This window comes from Cohnella sp. GbtcB17 (assembly GCF_019091135.1).
Classification (GTDB): Bacteria; Bacillota; Bacilli; order Paenibacillales; family Paenibacillaceae; genus Cohnella.
Genome location: NZ_JAGXJW010000007.1, coordinates 41,244 through 61,162 on the forward strand (window position 1 = coordinate 41,244; position 19,919 = coordinate 61,162).

The following is a 19,919-nucleotide window of genomic DNA, read 5'->3' on the forward strand; positions in this document are numbered from 1 at the left end:
ACTACCTGGCATCCCGAAGGAAAATGGTCGAACGTGCGCTCGAGCGGGCGATCCCCGGCGATTGGCGCGTCAACGGCAGGCTGAAGGAAGCTGCGATGTATTCGCTGGCTGCGGGCGGCAAGCGTCTGCGGCCCATTTTCGTGCTGGCTGCGGCGGAGGCCGTCCGGGGCGACGCAAAAGCGGCAATCGTCGCGATGCCGTTCGCCGTCGCCGTGGAAATGGTGCACACCTACTCGCTGATTCACGACGATCTTCCCGCGATGGATAACGACGACTACAGGCGGGGCATTCCGACCAACCACAAGGTGTTCGGCGAGGCAACGGCAATCTTGGCGGGAGACGGACTGCTCACGCACGCTTTTTACGTCGCCTCGGAGGCCGTCGGACTCGGCGTTCCCGCCGAACGGACGCTGGCCGTCGTTCGCGACCTGGCTCGGCTGGCCGGCTTCCCCGGCATGGTGGGCGGACAGGCCGACGATATGGAAGGCGAGCAAGGGATCACGTCCATCGAACAGCTCGAGCATATCCACCTGCACAAGACGAGCGATCTCATCGCATTCTCTTTGCGGGCGGGCGGTCACGCGGCAGGCGCCAGCGATCGGCAGCTCGACGCGCTCGGACGCTTCGGCACGAACGTCGGCTTGGCTTTTCAGATTCAGGACGACATCCTCGATATTACGGGCGATCAGGACAAGCTCGGCAAGCCGATCGGCAGCGACGAGCGCCAGGGCAAAGTCACATATCCATTTTTAATCGGTCTTGAGGAAAGCCGCAGGCGCGTCGCGGACTTGACGGAGCAAGCGATCTCCGCGGTGCGATCGGCTGAGCTTGCCGACTGCGGCAGGCTGGAGCAGATCGCGATGCGTCTGATTTCCAGGGACAACTAATCGGCCAACAGATCCGTCTCGGCCCAACGAAGCATTTCCAATCGGTTTCCGGCAGTCGGGAACCGAGGCGGGGATGCTTTTTTGTTTGTTTAGCGTGGTCGGCTGTTGGGTAAAAAAGAACGTAAAGTGCGCGCTGATCGTCGGAGCGCCTCTTTTTATACATACGGATAACGTTTCCAGGATGGCTGTGACACTAATCGCATTGCAGATTCGTATGCAAATGGGAGGGATTAGGGGAACCGGATGAGTTTTTAAACGGTCATTATGCTATAATACGTTTAGACTAAAATCGACGAATCGTGATGCGTTGACTAAATTCAACATAGCAATCGTTTTTGGAAAGCGGGGAATTCCTATTGCTGCTCGACGGCATCCATAGTCCAACCGACCTGAAGCGGCTGTCCATGTCAGAGCTTCCTCAGTTGGCCCAAGAGATCAGACAATTCCTAATTGAAAAGCTGTCCGTCACCGGCGGGCACCTGGCGCCGAACCTCGGCGTCGTCGAGCTGACGCTGGTGATGCATTATTTGTACGACAGCCCGACCGACAAGTTTTTGTTCGACGTGGGCCATCAGGCGTACGTCCACAAGATGCTGACCGGACGAATGGACCGGTTCGACACGCTTCGCCAGAAGGACGGTCTGTGCGGCTTCGTGAAGCGCACGGAGAGTGAGCACGACGTCTGGGAAGCCGGGCACAGCAGCACCTCGCTGTCCGGCGCGATGGGCATGGCGCTGGCGCGGGATATGCAGGGGCGCACCAACAAGGTGATCGCGGTTATCGGCGACGGCGCCCTTACGGGCGGGATGGCGCTCGAGGCGCTTAACCACATCGGCCATGAAAAGCGCAAACTCACCGTCGTTCTCAACGACAACGAGATGTCGATCGCACCGAACGTAGGCGCGCTGCACAATTATTTGGGCAAAGTCCGCAGCGACAAGACGTATCGTAAAGCGAAGGACGAGTTCGAGTGGCTGCTGCGGAAGGTGCCGGCGATCGGCGGCAAGCTCGCGAAGACCGCCGAACGGCTCAAGGACAGCCTCAAGTACTTGGTCGTGCCCGGCATGCTGTTCGAAGAGTTCGGCCTCAAGTATCTCGGTCCGGTCGACGGCCATGATACGGAGAAGCTGATCGAGGCCTTCCGCCAAGCGGATAAATGCGAGGGGCCTGTCCTTGTCCACATCCTCACCGTCAAGGGGAAGGGCTATTCCCCTGCGGAGGCCGATTCCCACAAGTGGCACGGCATCACCGGCTCCTACAAGATCGAGTCCGGCCAGGTGCTGAAGCCCGTCGGTCCGCCGATGTACACCGAGGTGTTCGGCAACACGCTGATCGAGCTTGCAGAAAAGGATGAACGAATCGTCGCGATCACGCCCGCGATGCCCGGGGGCTCGGGCTTGCTCGGCTTCGCGCAGCGATTCCCCGGGCGCATGTTCGACGTCGGTATCGCAGAGCAGCACGCGGCCACGATGTCCGCGGCTCTCGCGATGGAGGGCATGAAGCCGGTATACGCGGTGTACTCGACGTTCCTGCAGCGGGCGTACGATCAGGTGGTGCACGATATTTGCCGCCATAACGCCAACGTGATCTTTGCCATCGACCGCGCCGGCTTCGTCGGCGGCGACGGCGAGACGCACCAAGGGGTATACGATATCGCTTATCTTCGCCACATTCCGAACCTCGTCCTGATGATGCCTAAGGACGAGAACGAGCTGCGCCGCATGATGGCGACGGCGGTCGCGTACGACGACGGTCCGATCGCGATCCGCTATCCGCGCGAGCAGGGAAGAGGCGTCGCGATGGACGAACAACTTGCGCCGATTCCGATCGGATCGTGGGACGTCGTGAGGGAAGGCGACTACGCGGCGATCCTCGCGATCGGGCCAATGGTTCAAGTGGCCGAAGAAGCGGCGGACTTGCTGAAGCGCGAAGGACTTAGCGTCCGCGTCGTCAATGCGCGCTTCGTCAAGCCGCTGGACGACGCGATGCTCGCGCAGCTTGCCAAGGATCGCCTGCCGATGCTGGTGCTCGAAGAGACTGCGGTCGCCGGCGGGCTCGGCAGCGCGATTCTCGAGCACTACGCCAGGCATGGCCTGCAGCCGACCGTGCAGCTCGCAGGCATTCCCGACCGCTTCATCGAGCATGCCACGATCAAGGAGCAGCGCGCCGAAGTCGGCCTGACCGCGGAAGAGGTTGCCAAGCAACTTCGCTCGTTCGCGCTGCTCAAGCGTCAGCGGCAGACGGCGAATTGACGCGATGTCGACGATAACCAAAGAGCGGATCGACACGCTTCTCGTCGAACAAGGCTTTTTCGAGAGCCGCGCGAAGGCGCAGTCCGCCATCATGGCGGGACTTGTCCTCGTCGGCACCGAGCAAGTGGATAAGCCGGGAACGAAGATACCGCGCGACGCGGCGCTCACCGTCAAAGGCGCCGTTCATCCATATGTCAGCCGCGGCGGGCTCAAGCTGGAAAAGGCGATTCGCGAATTCGGCATCGATCTGAAGGATACGGTCATGATGGACATCGGCGCTTCGACCGGCGGATTCACCGACTGCGCCCTGCAGCACGGCGCTTCGTTCGTCTACGCGATCGACGTCGGGTACAATCAGCTTGACTGGAGTCTCCGCCAGAATCCGCAGGTTTGCGTGATGGAACGCTGCAACTTCAGACATATGACGCCCGAACAATTGACGGGACCGGCGCCGGTTTTCGCATCGATTGACGTATCGTTTATTTCGCTGAAGCTTATCCTGCCCGCTTTGCGTCCGCTGCTGCCGCCCGGAGCCGGCACCGTCGCGCTCATCAAGCCTCAGTTCGAGGCCGGGCGCGAACAGGTCGGCAAGTCCGGCGTCGTCCGGGATCGGAGCGTTCATCTGAGCGTCCTGCGCGAGGTGTTGTCGGCTGCCGGCGCGCTGGGATTCGCGTTGCGGGGACTGGCCTATTCCCCGATTACGGGCGGGGAAGGGAATATCGAGTTCCTTGCGTATTGGCAGGTGCCCGAGACTCCGTCAGAACTGCCGGGTGGACAGCCGGCGGAAGCGCCCTTCGACGAAAGTCTGCTGGACAGCGTCGTCGAACAAGCGGCGGCCAGGTTCAAGAATCGCGCATAAACCGGCAATCAACGACGCGCGGCTTGTCCAGACGAATAATCGGATATCGGCAATCGATTCTGGCCGCCAGGCCAAAAGACGACCACGATCCGCGTCCGCCGAAGCACGGCCGGCCGGTTGGCAAGCAAGCGCCAGCCGCACCGGTTTTTTTGCTTGCTCCGATAGAGGAAACCTTGCCTGCCGCCGCGAATGAAACAGGAAGCGGAGGAGGCGGAACGATGGCTCGGTTCGGAGACGGTCTCATATTTGCGGCTGCGGTAGCGGCGATCCTGTGGTGGCTGTGGCGCAGGTTCAGACATTGGCTGCACGAGCCGCCAAGCTCGCGTCTGCGCAGGCTGGCGCGGGATAGCGCGCCTGACGACGATGACGAGGCGGCGGCGCTGTTGCGCGAGCATGGGTACGAGGCGCTCTCCGGCAAGCACCGGATTCCTTTGGGCGTGTCGGTCGACGACGGGCCGTACGAAGCGACCCGCTTGTATTTCGACTACATCGCGTCCAAGGATGAGCGTTATTATCTCGTTAAGCTCGAACGGCCGAGGCAGCCGATGGATTGGACGGCGAGCGGGATTCGGGAGCGTCTGCTGGTGTATGCGCTTTTGTTTCCCGAATGCGAAGGCGTGATCGTCGCGGATATGCGCGACAGGACGCTTAGAACGGTAAAATTCAAAATAGAGGAGGGCAAAGAATGAAAGGTCAGCGACAAAGGAAAATTCGCGAATTGATCGGCGCGAGCGAGATCGAGACGCAGGAAGACCTGGTAGAAGCCCTCCGCGCCCAAAGCTTTAACGTGACTCAAGCGACGGTCTCCCGCGATATTAAGGAGCTGCAGCTTATCAAGGTGCCGCTTGGGGACGGCAGATATAAATACGCGATCGCGCAGGATCAGCGCTTCAATCCTACGATGAAGCTCAAACGCGCAATGATGGACCACTTCATCCATGCGGAGGCTGCGGAAAATCTGGTCGTCGTCAAGTGTTTGCCGGGTACGGCCGGCACGATCGCTTCGCTGCTGGACGGCATGGATTGGCCCGAGATCGTCGGTACGATCGGCGGAGACGATACGACGCTGCTCATCTGCCGCACGAAGCCGCAGGGTGAACAGATCGTCACCCGCATTTTAGACATTATTCGTTAAAAGCCTGGCGATCTGCGCAGGCTGAGGAGGATGAGCGCCGTATGCTGCAAGAGCTGTCCATTCGCCACTTGGCGGTAATCGAAAACATCCGGGTATCGTTCAAGCGAGGCTTCGAGGTGCTGACCGGCGAGACCGGGGCCGGCAAATCGATTATCATCGATGCGCTGGGTCTCATCGCGGGCGGGCGCGGGTCCGCCGAGATGATCCGCCACGGCTGCGACAAAGCTGAGATCGAAGCGGTATTCGATCTCGATCCCGCGCACCCTGTATGGGGCGTGCTCGACCGCCACGGGGTGAACGCCGACCCGCACGAGGCGCTGCTCGTGCGGCGCGAGCTGCAGGCGCAAGGCAAATCGTCCGCGCGCGTGAACGGGCAGCATGTGACGCTGACGATGCTGCGCGAGATCGGCGAAAATCTCGTCAATATCCACGGACAGCACGAGCATCAGTCGCTGCTGCGAACGGACCGTCACCTGGAATGGCTCGACTCGTTCGCCGGAGACGCCATCGCCGCGCTCAAAGCCGAATACCAGAGCCGATACAGGGAATACGCCACGGTGAGCCGCGAGCGGCGAGAGCTTGACGAGCTCACCCGCCAGCAGATGCAGATGCTCGATCTGTATCGCTATCAGCTCGAGGAGATCGCCGAGGCTCGCCTCAAGCCGGGCGAGGACGAATCGCTCGCCGAAGAAAGGCGCAAGCTGGCGCATGCCGAGAAGCTCGCCGAATCCGCGACCGAAGCCTACGACCTGCTGTACGGCAACAAAGGTCTCAGCGTCTTGTCCAAAGCAATCGCGAAGCTCGAGGACATCGTCAAGGTCGATCCGGCCAAGCTAGGCCCGCTTGTCGAGCAGCTGCAGTCGGCTTATTATGCCGCCGAAGACGTCGCTTACCAGCTGCGCGATTATAAAGAAGGCATCGAGTTCAATCCGGAGCGTCTGTCGGAGATCGAGATGCGAATGGACCTTTTGTTCGGCCTTCGCCGCAAGTACGGCGAGAGCGTGGAGGACATCCTGCATTATTATGCCCGAATTCAGGAAGATACCCAGCGGCTTGAAAATCGCGACGAACTTCTTAAGGAGCTGAATGAACGCGAAATGCGCCTGGAGGCCGAGCTGCGCGCGTTGGCCGAGCGCCTCGCCGCGATCCGCAGGCAGACCGCCGCGCTGCTCGCTTCGGAGATCGAGCAGGAGCTGAAGGGGCTGCAAATGGAGCGGGCGGCTTTCGAGGTGCGGCTGGTTAGCACCGACCATTTGACGCCGACAGGGACGGATGCGGCCGAATTTCTGCTGTCCACCAATCCGGGCGAACCGCCGAAGCCGCTCGCCCGGATCGCCTCGGGAGGCGAAATGTCCCGGGTCATGCTCGCGCTGAAAGCCATCTTCGCCCGGATCGACCAGATTCCGGTGCTCGTATTCGATGAAGTGGATACGGGCGTCAGCGGCCGCGCGGCCCAGTCCGTCGCCGACAAGCTGTCCAGGCTGGCAGCCCATTGCCAGGTGTTCTGCATTACGCATCTGCCGCAGGTCGCCTGCATGGCGGACGATCAGTTCGAGATCGCCAAGCGCGTCACCGACGACGGCCGAACGTCGACCCGGGTTCGGATGCTGAGCGCCGAAGAGCGCGTGGAAGAGCTCGCCCGCATGTTGGGCGGGGTGGAAGTGACCGATCGGACCCGCCATCACGCGCAAGAAATGTTAACGCTGGCGGAGGCTCAAAAATCGCGCCAGGACGCGTAAATTCGTGATCCGAGGAAGGTTTTCGGCAACATAAAAGGAGGAGGCCGCGGTTACCTTATAGTTACGTCGCCGGGCAGTGTCACGTTCGCCGGTGTAGTCTGTAGGGAAGTGGTGAGAACTTGAACGGGGAGTCCTCTTGGCGTCGCGTTTTTGGTCTATTCCTAGCGGTCATACTAGGATTTGCCGCCTGTTCCGCACCGATGCGTCATTATGCCGCATTCCCGAATGAGCTTCGGTTGTTCGAGGGGCAGGACAAGCACCTTCATTATGCGATGCCCGTACATGCTCAGGGTTCGCTGGATTCGACGGTGGCAGAGGTCAACGGCTCGGCAAGCGCGAACGTAAGGATCGATCTGAATCATCCGGTGTCCATTCATTCTAAACGAAGCGGGCAGACAGAACTCAAGCTTAAGCTATTCGGCCGTATTCCGTTTAAAACCGTCAAGCTGCAGGTCGTTCCGGATCTCAAGGTCATTCCCGGCGGCCAGACGATTGGCGTCAAAGTCAAATCGGCGGGCATCATGGTGGTCGGCCATCATCTCGTGCAGACGGGCGAGCAGTCGCGCGTATCGCCTGGCGAAGAAGCCAAGCTGCGCATGGGCGACCTGATCGTTTCGATCAACGAACAACCGGTCAACGACGTCAAGCGCGTCGCTCCGTTCGCTAAGCAGGCGGGAACGTCGGGGCAACCGCTCAGGCTGGTCGTTCAACGCGGCAAAACACAATTTCGCACGACACTTAAGCCCGTTTACGACTACGAAGACAAAGCATGGCGCGTCGGCCTTTATATTCGAGATTCTGCGGCCGGGGTTGGCACATTGACTTTTTACGCGCCGGATCAAGGCGTGTACGGCGCACTCGGCCACGTCATTACCGATATGGATACGCAGACGCCGATCACCGTCGGCAGCGGGCAAATTCTTCAGTCGAACGTCACGTCGATCGCCAGAAGCGAAAACGGCGATCCGGGCGAGAAGCGGGCGGAATTCGTACCGGGCAGCAAGACGCTCGGCAACGTGGAGCGCAACACGCCGTTCGGCATATTCGGCCAGATGGGCGAACTGCCGGGGCATGCGTACCAAGCCGATCCGGTACCGGTCGCCTTCGCCGAAGAAGTGAAGGAAGGCCCGGCGGAGATCTGGACGGTCGTCGGCGGACAAAAGGTCGAACGCTTCAAGATCGAGATCGTGCATGTGTCCAGGCAATCTTCCCCGGCGACGAAGGGGATGGTTATTCGGGTCACCGACCCCGACCTCATCAAGCGAACGGGCGGCATTGTCCAAGGCATGAGCGGCAGCCCGATCCTGCAAAACGGAAAACTGGTCGGCGCCGTAACGCATGTGTTCGTGAACGATCCGACGTCGGGATACGGCTGCTACATTGAGTGGATGCTACAGGACGCGGGCATTATGCTGAAGCCCGGCCAAACGAAATCCAAGGCGGTTTGACGCCTTGGATTTTTGCCGTTTTCTTTACGACATCGCTTTGTCGAAAAAAACCGAAATAAATCGCGAAATGACGTAAATTCTTTATTATATGTTATGCGGATAAAAAAATAAAGAAAAAAATTCCGACAAGAAGGAATTGAAAAGGCTTTGTCGAATTCGGATAAGCAGGGAACGGTGAGCGTTTCTAACATAATCTTAAGCTTGTGAGGGAGGATACAACATTGCCGCGGATTGAAGTATTTCTTGCAGACGATAACCGAGAATTCACCAACCTGCTGTCCGAGTATATCGAAGAGCAGGAGGACATGACCGTCATCGGCGTGGCGTACAACGGAGAATAGGTCATCCGTCAGCTGGAAGAAACCCGGAATATTCCGGATGTGATGATTCTGGATATTATTATGCCTCATCTGGACGGGCTCGGCGTGTTGGAAAAGCTTCGGGATATGAACCTGTCTCCGATGCCGAAGATCATCATGCTCACCGCATTCGGGCAAGAGAACATCACACAACGTGCGGTACAGCTGGGCGCCTCCTATTATATTTTGAAGCCTTTCGACATGGATGTGCTTGCGAACCGGATTCGTCAGCTGGCGGGGACGCCTTCGCAGCTCCCGGTTTCCGTTTCTTCGTCCGGATCCTCTTCCTTCGGCGGAGGCTCACGCTCGAACATCGTGCCGATCGGCAAGCCGAAAAACCTGGATGCCAATATCACAAGCATCATTCACGAAATCGGCGTGCCTGCGCACATCAAAGGCTACCAGTATCTGCGCGAGGCGATCACGATGGTGTACAACAACATCGAGATTCTGGGCGCGATTACGAAAACGCTGTATCCTGCGATCGCCGAGAAGTTCAAGACGACGCCGTCTCGCGTCGAACGCGCCATCCGCCACGCGATCGAAGTCGCCTGGACGCGCGGCAACATCGACTCGATCAGCCATCTGTTCGGCTACACGATCAACATCGCCAAGTCCAAGCCGACCAACTCCGAGTTCATCGCGATGGTGGCCGACAAGCTTCGCATCGAGCACAAGGTCAGCTAGGAAACGGGGCGAAATAAAGCGAATTGATTGGTTCGCGCAGTTCGGGAAACGCCGCTTCATCATCGGATGCTTGCTGCCGACGATGAAGCGGCGTTTTTTTATGATCGACACCGCTGGTACGCGATGGTAAGATAGGCCTGTTGTGTCCAATTGGTGAACGCGAGAAAACCGCAGAACTGGGGGAAAACAAGATGAACCATGCGATACAAAGACGAATCGCCGACCTGGAGCAGTATCGTCCGGCGCTGACCGCGGAGCCGGATCTTGACGCTTTTTGGAGCGAAACGCTTGCTGCCGCAAAAGACAAGCCGCTTAACGGCACGCGACTGCTGGCCAAAACGCCGCTTGACGGCATGGAAGCTTATAAAGTGGAATATGAAGGCTTCGACAGCACGCGTATTCACGGCTGGTTCGTTTTGCCGAAAAACCGGCCGGCCGATGCCAAGCTCCCTTGCGTTGTGCTTTACCACGGCTATACGGGCAGCAAAGGGTATCCCGAAGATTTCGCGCAATACGCAATGATGGGAATCGCCGCCTTCGCCGTAGACATACGGGGACAGGGCGGGGACACGGGCAATTTGCTGGCGCAGCGGCACGGCATGACGCGCGGATGGCTGACGCAAAACATTTTGGACAAGGAAGAATGTTACTACAAGGCGATCTCGCTCGATGCGTTAAAGGCGCTTGAATGGGCGGCGGCGCAGCCGGAAGTCGACGCAGGACGCATTTGCGCGATGGGCGGCAGCCAGGGCGGCGGCCTTGCGCTGCTGGCGGCGGCCGTATCCGAAGTGCCTTCGATCGCCGTCGCGCATATCCCCAACATGTGCCATATGGATTTCGGCATTTTGAACTCCACGAGCTCGCTGACGGAAGCCGCCGAGTTCCTTAACCGCTTCCCGGACAAGCTCGATGAGGTGCTGCGTACGCTCAGTTACTTCGACATGATGAACCTGGCGCATCGCATCCGCATTCCGCTGCTTGTCTCCGTCGGGCTGAAAGACCCCGTTACGATGCCGGAGACGATTTTTGCGGCCTACAACCGGATCGAATCGGACAAGCGGATCGAGGTTTATCCGTTCCAGGGACATGCGGTCGGCGGCGACCAGAATCGCAAAGCGCTCGAATTTATCCGAATGCGCTTCAATTTTTAGCTGGCTTTAAGGTAACTTGTCCATAATTTGATATAGTGGATGAATGATTCGTTAACACTTAAGGAGGAAAAATAGAAATGAGCGATTTGGAAAAGAACCCGAACAACCCGGCTCGAGAGAACGGCGCGTCGGACGATAATAGCGAAAAAACGTTCGCGTATTCGAACGAACCGACGGCCCAACCGGCGGCGCTCGACAAAGAGGACATTGCCCCCGAGGCCGGAGCGCCGTCGGAGCCGGCGGCGAACACGCCTGCAGCTTCAGGGCCGAAGGCGTCGGTCATCGTTCCTTGGGTCGTCGCCGTCATCGCCGTCATCGCGCTTGCCGTCGTTCTCATTCGCCAGAATGACGACGGAGGCGGCAGCCTGAAGGGCGCTGTCGGCACGCTGAACGGGAAAAACATTACGAAATCTGAATTTTACAACGTGATGTACGATCAAGTCGGCAAGGACCAAGCAGGCTCCATGCTCGACAACTATATGACGCTGAAGCTGATCGGCAGCGAAGCCGAGAAAGCCGGACTGACCGAAGCGGCCGCCGAAGATGCGGTGGCGCAGGAGGTCGTCAAGATCAAGCAGCAATACAACTTCGCGACCGACGCCGACTTCGAAAATGCGCTGTCGTCAAGCGGTACGACGCTCGAAAAGTACAAGGAAAACCAGATTTTGCCGCAGGTTGAGCTTCGCGCGATTTTCGATAAGAAGCTTGCGCCGAAGGAAGAGGACCTCAAAGCCTTTTACGACACCAACAAAGCGAATTTTGACACGCCCGAGCAGGTTCGCGCATCCCACATCCTGCTGGCCACCAAAGCCGAGGCGGAAGCCGTTCTCAAGCAACTGAAGGGCGGCGCCGACTTCGCGACGGTCGCCAAGGAAAAGTCGACCGACACCGGCTCCCAGGCGAACGGCGGCGATCTCGGCTTCTTCGGCAAAGGCGCCATGAACGAACAATTCGAGACGGCGGCCTTCAAGCTGAAGAAAAACGAAATGAGCGGCGTCGTCGAGTCGCCGAACGGCTTCCACATCATCCTCGTCACGGATCGCAAGGAAGCGGTAACGTCGACCTACGATTCGGTCAAGGACAAGGTGAAGTCCGCGTATCTCGACGAGAAGGTAAACGAAGGCGCATCCGAATGGATCGAAACGGCTAAAAAGGATGCGGGCTACGAAAACCTGCTGACGAAAAAAGAAGAGCCGGCCGCATCGGCGTCTTCTTCCCCGGGCGCTTCTCCTGCGGCGTCCGCCCCTGCGTCGCCTTCCGCAAGCGCCGGACAATAAACGCATCAATCGGTCACGTACAGCCGCCGCTTTCTCTTCGGAGAAGGCCGCGGTTTTTTTTGTTCTGGGAAACATTTCCTAAAACCATTGAAAATAATAATGATATTCATTATCATTGAATCATGCGCATTCGGCCTTGTCTAATCCGAAGCTGGCGGGGTATGCTGGTCACATCGCGTATCGTCAATCGACTACGCAGACGCACGCGCACATGGGCGGATCGCGGACGAACGACGGCCGCTGCCGCATGGGAGGAACATGAATTTGATTCGCCGTTTTATGTCATTTTACAAGCCGTATAGAGGTCTGTTTTATCTCGACTTCTGCTGCGCCATTTTTGCTGCGCTGCTGGAACTCGGATTTCCGCTCGCGCTTAATCAGGTCGTCGACAAGCTGCTGCCCGGTAAGGACTGGGAGCTGATTCTGTGGGCTTGCGGCGGTCTGCTCGCCGTCTATGTGCTGAACGCCTTCATGCAATTCGTCGTAACCTACTGGGGACATATGCTCGGCATCAACATCGAGACCGACATGCGCCGCAATCTGTTCGCGCATCTGCAGAAGCTCTCGTTCAAGTTTTACGACAATACGAAAACCGGGCATCTCATGTCCCGGATGTCCACCGATTTGATGGACATCGGCGAAGTCGCCCACCACGGGCCGGAGGGCGTGTTCATCGCCGTTATGTCGCTCGCCGGCGCATTCGGTCTCATGCTGTACATTCATCCGGGGATGGCGATCATTACGTTCGCCACCGTGCCCGTGCTCATCGTGCTGTCGATCTACTTCAACGGGAAAATGACGGTCGCGATGAACAAAATGTTCGGCAGCATGGGCGAGTACAACGCCAGGGTCGAGGACAACATCGGAGGCATTCGCGTCGTGCAGGCGTTCGCCAACGAGGAACACGAGATGTCGCTGTTCCGAGTCAACAACCAGCTGTTCCGCAAGGCAAAGCTGCTCGGCTACAAAATTCTTGCCCGCAGTTCGACGGCAAGCTATATGCTCATGCGGCTCGTCTCGCTGATCGTATTGGTCGCGGGCGCTTGGTACGTGATACGGGGCGAGCTGAAGTACGGCGAATTTTTGGCGTTTATTTTGCTGACCAACGTCCTGTTCAGACCGATCGAGAAAATCAACGCGGTCATCGAGCTGTATCCGAAAGGCATCGCCGGCTTCAAGCGTTACATCGAACTTATGGATACCGAGCCCGACGTGTCCGATGCGAACGACGCGATCGAAGTCGACAAGCTGGCCGGCGAAATCCGCTATCGGGACGTGGCGTTCGGCTACGAGTCGCACAAGCAGGCGCTCAAAGGCATCAATCTGTCGATCCGGGCGGGCGAGACTGTGGCGTTCGTCGGGCCGTCCGGCGCCGGGAAAACGACGCTTTGCAGCTTGCTGCCGCGCTTTTACGAGGTGTCGGGCGGCGCCATTACGATCGACGGCATCGATATTCGCCGGATAAAGCTCGCTTCGCTGCGGCGGCAGATCGGGGTCGTGCAGCAGGACGTCTTTCTGTTTTCCGGCACGGTGAAGGAAAATATCGCCTACGGCAAGCTGGGGGCGACCGAAGAAGAGATCTGGACGGCGGCGCGCAGAGCGAAGCTCGAAGATTTCATACGCGCGCAGCCGCTCGGGCTCGATACGGTCATCGGCGAGCGAGGCGTGAAGCTTTCCGGCGGACAGAAGCAGCGACTGGCGATCGCCCGCATGTTTTTGAAAAATCCGCCGATCCTCATCTTGGACGAAGCGACCTCTGCGCTCGATACGGAGACCGAAGCCGCGATCCAGCAATCGCTGGCGGAGCTTTCCGAAGGCCGCACGACGCTCGTCATTGCGCACCGGCTCGCGACGATCAAGGATGCGGACCGCATCGTCGTCGTCACCGAGGACGGCATTGCGGAGCAAGGCAGGCACGAGGAGCTCGTGCGGACCGGCGGCATCTACAGCCGTCTTCACCAAGCGCAATTCAGCGCGGCTCGCTAGCCGCTTAACGTTACAAGCGAGGCAGGTATCGTATTTATGGCAACGCATTCGATCGGGGAAGGGGCGCATGCTTCGGCAAAGAAGCTGCGAACCCGGCCTCTGGCAGCGTCGGTCATCTTGATCGGCGGCTTGGCGCTGCTCGCATTAAGCATGGCTTTATCGATCTCGATCGGGGCCAAGGCTATCGGCTTGTCCGCCGTCTGGGACGCCGTCTGGCATTTTAACGGCGACCTGACGGATCACCAGATCATTCGCTCGCTGCGGATGCCGCGGACGATCGCCTGTGCGCTCACGGGCGCCGCGTTCGCCGTCGCGGGCTCCGTCATGCAGGGCATGACGCGCAATCCGCTGGCCGATCCCGGACTGCTCGGGATCAATGCGGGGGCCGGCTTCATGCTGGCGATCTGCTTCGCGTTTATTCCCCATCTGCTGTTCGGGCAGCTCATCTGGATGTCGTTCGCCGGCGCCGCCGGCGCTACGGCGTTGATCTACGGCCTCGGAAGCCTGTCGCGGGGCGGGCTCACGCCGGTCCGGCTGGCGCTGGCAGGTTCGGCCGTGTCGGCGCTGCTGCTCGCGCTCAGCGAAGGCATCGCCTTGAAGTACCGGATCGGCCAAAGCCTGGACTTCTGGCTGTTCGGCGGCGCCGCCGGCGTACGCTGGGCGCAGGTCGACGTCATTTTATGGTGGATCGGCGGCGGTCTGCTTGCGGCCATGTTGCTGGCGCGGTATATTACGCTGCTAAGCCTGGGCGACGAGACGGCTGCGGGCATTGGGGTGCGGGTCGGCTGGATCAAGCTGATCGGCGCCGTCATCATTTTGATTCTGGCCGGCGCTTCCGTGTCGGTCGTCGGCTTCGTCAGCTTTATCGGCCTGATGGTGCCGCATATTACCCGCTATCTCGTCGGCGTCAGCTACAGGTGGATCGTTCCATGCTCGGCGATATTGGGCGCGCTGTTGTTCGTGCTCGCGGATCTGGGCGCCCGCATGGTCCGTCCCGGCTCGGAGACGCCGGTGGGCGCGCTTATCGCCATCATTGGCGTGCCGTTCCTCCTCTATCTGGCAAGGCGCGAAGGGAGGGAGCTGTAATGGCCGCAAAGTCGATTTACGCAGCCTCGGATACGAAGCGAAGAGCGAAGGCCTGGTCCACCGTCGTCGGGTTGGCGCTGCTCGTCGTTGTCGTGTTCATCGTCAGCATGAACACCGGCTACATCCGGCTCAGTCCGCTGGACGTCGGCAAAACGCTGTTCGGCTTCGGCACGGACAAGCAATCGCTTATCCTGTTCCAGTTCCGGCTGCCCCGCATCGTCATCTCGGTGCTCGTCGGCGCCGGCTTCGCGCTGGCCGGCTGCATCCTGCAGGGCATCACGCGCAATCCGCTGGCGGATCCCGGCCTTATCGGCGTCAACTCCGGCGCGAGCCTGATGGTCATTTTGTTCGTGGCGCTGCGCCCGTCCATCAGCGCTTCCCCGCCGTATACGCTGCCGTTTCTTGCGTTTTTTGGCGCTGCGGCCGCGGGCGCGGTCGTGTATTTCCTTGCCTACAAAAAATCGGACGGCGTCTCCGTGCTCCGCCTCGTGCTCGTAGGCATCGCGGTGCAGGCGGGCATCAGCGCGGCGATCATCGTCCTGACGCAGCGCCTGAACCCGGAGCAATACCAGTTTGCCGCGACCTGGCTCGCCGGCAGCCTGTGGGGCGCCAACTGGAAATTTGTCCTGACGCTGCTTCCTTGGATGGCGGTGCTTGTCCCGTTCGTCATGTCCAAAGCCAGGACGCTAAATGTGCTCAGCCTGGGCGATCACCTGTCCGTGGGGCTGGGCGCCAGGCTGCAGCGCGAGCGTCTGCTGCTGCTCCTCGCGGCGGTCGCGCTTGCGGGCAGCTGCGTCGCCGTCGGCGGCGCGATCAGCTTCATCGGGCTGATCGGTCCGCATCTCGCCAGACGGCTCGTCGGCTCCAGGCACGAGATCTTGCTGGCCGCGTCCGCACTGTCCGGCAGCGTGCTGTTGATCGCGGCCGATACGATCAGCCGCGTCTCCGACACGCCGACGGGCATCATCGTCGCGATCATCGGCGCGCCGTATTTTCTATATTTGCTGGCGCGGGCGAGATAAAAGCGAGGACTCGGTCGCCGTTATTGCAGCGTTCCAATACCAAACAAAGGAGCCACTCGGCCGTCATTCCATGGCGGCAAGGTGACTCCTTTGTTGCGTTATATGCCCAATCTTAAAGCTCGATAACGATACGGCGCTCGCCTGCCAGGCGGCGCAATCTCAGCCCGAGCCCGAGTCCGTCCGCCTCGGCTGCTTCGCCGCCGGTCGCAGCGCGAACGGCGGCGATGCCGCGCAGCAGCACCGACCAGTCCGCGGTATCGGCCGCTTCGCCCGTCGCCGTCACCGAGATCGTGCCACCGCTGCGCTCGGCCGTAACGCTCAGCCGCACGACGCCGTCTTCGCCGACGATATCGGCAGAGGCGTTCGCGCCGTCGCCTAGCTGGAACAGATGCAGCGTGACGCCATCCGTATAATCGTAGTCCGGACGGTCGTCGGTCGCGCCGACCGCGATGAGCGAGCCTTCGCGCGCATACAGCGGCAGGCTCATGTAATCGTACGTCTCGCGATGCCAGGAGCCGCCCTCGACGACTTCGCCGGACAGGAAATGCGTCCATTTGCCCTTCGGCAAGTAATAAGCCGATTCGCCGTCGCTATTGAAGATCGGCGACACGAGCAGAGCGTCGCCGAGCATGAATTGGCGATCCAGGTAGTCGCAGGCCGGATCCTCGCCGAACTCGAGCAGCATCGCCCGCATCATCGGCAGTCCGATGCGGCTGGACGCGGCCGCCTGGGCGAACAGATAAGGCATGAGGCTCGTCTTCAGCTTGGTGAAGCGGCGGAGCACGTCGACCGCTTCCTCGTCGAACAGCCACGGCACCCGGTACGAGGTGCTGCCGTGCAGGCGGCTGTGGCTCGACAGCAGTCCGAAGGCGACCCAGCGCTTGTACAGGTCGGGCGTCGCGCTCTGCTCGAAGCCGCCGATGTCGTGGCTCCAGAAGCCGAAGCCCGACAGGCCGAGCGACAGGCCGCCGCGCAGGCTTTCCGCCATCGACTCGAATGTCGCCTCGCAATCCCCGCCCCAGTGTACCGGAAACTGCTGGCCGCCCGCCGTCGCCGACCGGGCGAACAGCGCCGCCTCGCCGCGTCCCTTTTTCTCCTCGAGCACGTCGAACACGACTTTGTTGTACAGCTGGGTGTAGTAGTTGTGCATCTGCTGCGGATCCGAGCCGTCGAAGTAAACGACGTCTTCTGTCGGGATTCGCTCGCCGAAGTCGGTCTTGAACGAGTCGACGCCCATGTCGATGAGCTCGCGCAGCTTGTCCCCGAACCAGCGGCAGGCGTCCGGATTCGTGAAGTCGACGATGCCCATGCCGTATTGCCACAGATCGGTCTGCCAGACGCTGCCGTCCGTCCGCTTGAGCAGGTACCCGTTCGCCATCCCTTCGTCGAACAGCTTGGAGCGCTGGGCGATATACGAGTTGATCCAGACGCAAATTTTGAGCCCCTTCGCCTTCAGCCGGTCGAGCATGCCCTTCGGGTCAGGGAATACGCGCGCGTCCCACTCGAAGTCGCACCAGTGATATTCCTTCATCCAGAAGCAGTCGAAGTGGAAGACCGACAGCGGAATATCGCGCTGCGCCATACCGTCCACGAAGCTGTTCACGGTATCCTCGTCGTAATTCGTCGTGAACGACGTCGTCAACCACAGGCCGAACGTCCAGGAAGGAGGGAGTGCGGGCTTGCCGGTGAGCGAAGTATAGTTCGCGAGCACGTCCTTCAGCGAATCGCCGCCAATGATCATATACTCAAGCTGTTCGCCCTGCACGCTGAACTGCGTCTTCGATACCTTTTCCGAAGCGACCTCAAACGAGACGAACTCGGGATGATTGACGAACACGCCGTAGCCCCGATTCGTGACGTAGAACGGCACGTTTTTGTACGCTTGCTCGGAAGCCGTGCCGCCGTCCTGGTTCCAGATGTCGACGCTTTGCCCGTTTTTGACGAAGGCGGAAAACCGTTCGCCCAGCCCGTATACCGTCTCGCCGACGGCCAAATCAAGCTGCTCTCGGAAATAATGAACGCCGTCCGCGCCTTTGACGAATCCGGTCTGGCGGAATCCGCTGCCCGTCAGCTTGCGACCTTTGTACGCATACGTAATGCGGAGCGGATGCGCCTTTGTTACTGTGACGCTCGTATCGCCGCTGGTCAGCGTAACCCGGTCTTCCCCGTCCTCGATCGAAACTGCAGCGCCGTTTTGGCCGCTAACGAGCGGGAACGAGCCCGGCGCAAGCCGCCTGCGTCCTTTATGCCGGTACAGCTTCACGCGGATGACGTCGGGAAGCGGAGAGTCGAATTCGATCGTCGTGAGCGCTTCGTTCAGCGTATTGCCGCGATGCTCGAGATGGCGGTGCGGTGCGAATACGGTCAGTTTGTTCGGCGCAATATCGACACTGTGCACCTCGTAGGGTGTCAGCACCTCGAAGCCTTCGCGGGTGAGCCAGTATCCGTTGCTGAATTTCATGGAATCGGACCTCCTGTTCGAGCGGTAGGAAAACGCTCTCTTTGAGTAACATAATACCGATTGATTTATCGAATTTCTTGCAATATTATGCTTATAAATAACACGATTATGAGGCGGATGAGTTGACATGGACAATAAATGGTTAAAGGAGGACCGCCGCCACGGCACGCCTGGCTTCCCGGTCGGCTTCTATCAGCAGGCGCGGACGCCTCAGGAAGGCATTCTCGATTTTCACTGGCACGAGGAGATCGAGTTTTTAAGGGTGACGTCCGGCCGCGCGACTTTCCAGATCGGCTTGTCCGCTTACGAAGTGTCCGCAGGAGAGGCCTTGTTCATACCCGGCGGGCTGCTGCACGGCGGATATCCCCTCGATGCTTCGGACTGCGCGTACGAAGCGCTCGTCTGCGATCTCGGCTGGTTGGACGGCGGCCCGGACGACGCCATCTCCGTGCGCTATTTGCGCCCGCTGCAGCGCGGTCGGTCGGGACCGCCGCACCACTGGACGCCGGATACGCTTTGGGGCGCGGAGGCGATCACGGCGATCGCTGCGATTCAGGCGCTTGAGCATGCCGCGGAGCCGGTTCGAGCGCTTAGGGTCAAAGCCGGCTTGCTGAATCTGATCGCGGACCTGATCGACGCAGGCCAGTGGCAAACGCGGTCGCATTCGGACGAAGGCGACAGCCATGCGGCGGAACGGCTGAAGGAGGTTCTGGTTTATATGGAGACGAATTTCGCGCGCAAGCTAAGCCTGCGGGAGCTGGCTGACGTGGCCGGAATGAGCGAGGGGCACTTCAGCCGTACGTTCAAGGCGTATATGCGCAGGACGCCGATCGAATACCTCAACCGTCACCGTATCCGGTACGCCGCCGGCAGGCTAACCGCGTCCGATTCGACGATTTCCGAGGCGGCGCTGGAAGCGGGGTTCGATAACTTCAGCTATTTCATCAAGCTGTTCCGCAGCATCTACGGCTGTACGCCGAGAGCTTACCGGACGGCCGGCTCGGCGGGCAGAGAAGGGCCGTCGACTTCGGGGGAAATGAAAAAGGAATAGCGCCGCAAAGACGCCATTCCTCTTTAAGTTTATTGGCCGCCCGACTTGCTGCCGTCGCGTGGAGGACGCGGAGGGCGCTTCGCGCGGAAGCGCGGCGACACGTAATTGTGCTTGCGATCGCGGAAAAAAATCCAGCCGCCGATAAAGCCGACGCCGGCGAGGAACAGGATAAATCCAAGCAAAAAGCGCCATAGGTCAAAATGGGGATCCGGCAGATTCACGTTTCCGAACTGCGCGAAATACTCGAACAAGGCGTCCTTCATCAGCAGGAAGCCGTAAGTGGCGGCGATGCCGGGTACAACGAGCAAGAGAATGGCGATCAAGCGCGAGATGACGAGCTTCAACGGTCATGTCCACCTTCCTGTTCTATGCTCTAATGATAGCGATTTATCGAGAATATGTCCATTGTAAATGAGAACGTATTGGACAAGTGTCCATCGTATCGTTCGGCTTTAACAAAACTGGTTGGAAATGGGGAGGCGCCCGCTGCGTCGCGGCGAACTTTTTTGTTGCGTCGAC

General features: G+C 59.7%; 15 protein-coding genes and 1 pseudogene. 14 read left to right on the forward strand and 2 right to left on the reverse strand.

Annotated features, from left to right (window positions below; genetic code table 11):
• The first annotated feature begins 23 nt into the window (after positions 1-23).
• The 13 genes and pseudogenes from KVT38_RS05325 to KVT38_RS05385 all read left to right on the forward strand — a co-directional run bounded on the left by KVT38_RS05325 (position 24) and on the right by KVT38_RS05385 (position 15,888).
• Positions 24-887, forward strand: a complete 864-nt coding sequence (locus tag KVT38_RS05325; RefSeq protein WP_217592777.1) for a polyprenyl synthetase family protein — start codon at positions 24-26, stop codon at positions 885-887.
• A gap of 356 nt (positions 888-1,243) precedes the next feature.
• Entirely contained in the window at positions 1,244-3,139 is a 1,896-nt protein-coding gene (gene dxs, locus KVT38_RS05330) for a 1-deoxy-D-xylulose-5-phosphate synthase (RefSeq protein ID WP_217592655.1), read from the forward strand.
• Between the two features lie 4 nt (positions 3,140-3,143).
• Positions 3,144-3,998: a TlyA family RNA methyltransferase gene (locus KVT38_RS05335; RefSeq protein WP_217592656.1), complete on the forward strand. Its 855-nt coding sequence runs from the start codon at positions 3,144-3,146 to the stop codon at positions 3,996-3,998.
• Between the two features lie 218 nt (positions 3,999-4,216).
• Positions 4,217-4,687, forward strand: coding sequence for a hypothetical protein (locus tag KVT38_RS05340; RefSeq protein WP_217592657.1), 471 nt, complete (start codon positions 4,217-4,219; stop codon positions 4,685-4,687).
• The gene (gene ahrC, locus KVT38_RS05345) at positions 4,684-5,133 is read left to right on the forward strand and encodes a transcriptional regulator AhrC/ArgR (RefSeq protein ID WP_217592658.1); all 450 of its coding nucleotides are present in this window, start codon (positions 4,684-4,686) and stop codon (positions 5,131-5,133) included. Before KVT38_RS05340 ends, ahrC begins: the two co-directional genes overlap by 4 nt.
• A 41-nt stretch (positions 5,134-5,174) precedes the next feature.
• Positions 5,175-6,872: a DNA repair protein RecN gene (gene recN / locus KVT38_RS05350; protein WP_217592659.1), complete on the forward strand. Its 1,698-nt coding sequence runs from the start codon at positions 5,175-5,177 to the stop codon at positions 6,870-6,872.
• Between the two features lie 119 nt (positions 6,873-6,991).
• Positions 6,992-8,320, forward strand: coding sequence for a SpoIVB peptidase (gene spoIVB, locus KVT38_RS05355; RefSeq protein WP_217592660.1), 1,329 nt, complete (start codon positions 6,992-6,994; stop codon positions 8,318-8,320).
• A gap of 221 nt (positions 8,321-8,541) precedes the next feature.
• A pseudogene (gene spo0A / locus KVT38_RS05360) lies at positions 8,542-9,366 on the forward strand (sporulation transcription factor Spo0A).
• 191 nt (positions 9,367-9,557) lie between these two features.
• The gene (locus tag KVT38_RS05365; protein WP_217592661.1) at positions 9,558-10,517 is read left to right on the forward strand and encodes an acetylxylan esterase; all 960 of its coding nucleotides are present in this window, start codon (positions 9,558-9,560) and stop codon (positions 10,515-10,517) included.
• Positions 10,518-10,594: 77 nt separating this feature from the next.
• Positions 10,595-11,794: a peptidylprolyl isomerase gene (locus KVT38_RS05370; protein WP_217592662.1), complete on the forward strand. Its 1,200-nt coding sequence runs from the start codon at positions 10,595-10,597 to the stop codon at positions 11,792-11,794.
• Between the two features lie 264 nt (positions 11,795-12,058).
• Positions 12,059-13,780: an ABC transporter ATP-binding protein gene (locus KVT38_RS05375; RefSeq protein WP_217592663.1), complete on the forward strand. Its 1,722-nt coding sequence runs from the start codon at positions 12,059-12,061 to the stop codon at positions 13,778-13,780.
• A gap of 36 nt (positions 13,781-13,816) precedes the next feature.
• Entirely contained in the window at positions 13,817-14,866 is a 1,050-nt protein-coding gene (locus tag KVT38_RS05380) for a FecCD family ABC transporter permease (protein ID WP_217592664.1), read from the forward strand.
• Positions 14,866-15,888: a FecCD family ABC transporter permease gene (locus KVT38_RS05385; protein WP_217592665.1), complete on the forward strand. Its 1,023-nt coding sequence runs from the start codon at positions 14,866-14,868 to the stop codon at positions 15,886-15,888. Before KVT38_RS05380 ends, KVT38_RS05385 begins: the two co-directional genes overlap by 1 nt.
• A gap of 112 nt (positions 15,889-16,000) precedes the next feature.
• On the opposite strand, the gene yicI is transcribed toward KVT38_RS05385, so the two are convergent.
• On the reverse strand, positions 16,001-18,349 hold the full coding sequence (yicI, locus tag KVT38_RS05390) for an alpha-xylosidase (RefSeq protein WP_217592666.1): 2,349 nt from the start codon (positions 18,347-18,349) through the stop codon (positions 16,001-16,003).
• Between the two features lie 127 nt (positions 18,350-18,476).
• Between yicI and KVT38_RS05395 the strand changes: the two genes are divergently transcribed.
• A complete protein-coding gene (locus tag KVT38_RS05395) occupies positions 18,477-19,400 on the forward strand; it encodes an AraC family transcriptional regulator (RefSeq protein WP_217592667.1) in 924 nt (307 codons plus the stop codon).
• Between the two features lie 29 nt (positions 19,401-19,429).
• On the opposite strand, the gene KVT38_RS05400 is transcribed toward KVT38_RS05395, so the two are convergent.
• Positions 19,430-19,744 (reverse strand): DUF2627 domain-containing protein, encoded by a 315-nt coding sequence (locus KVT38_RS05400; RefSeq protein ID WP_217592668.1) that lies wholly within the window; start codon positions 19,742-19,744, stop codon positions 19,430-19,432.
• Positions 19,745-19,919: the final 175 nt, after the last annotated feature.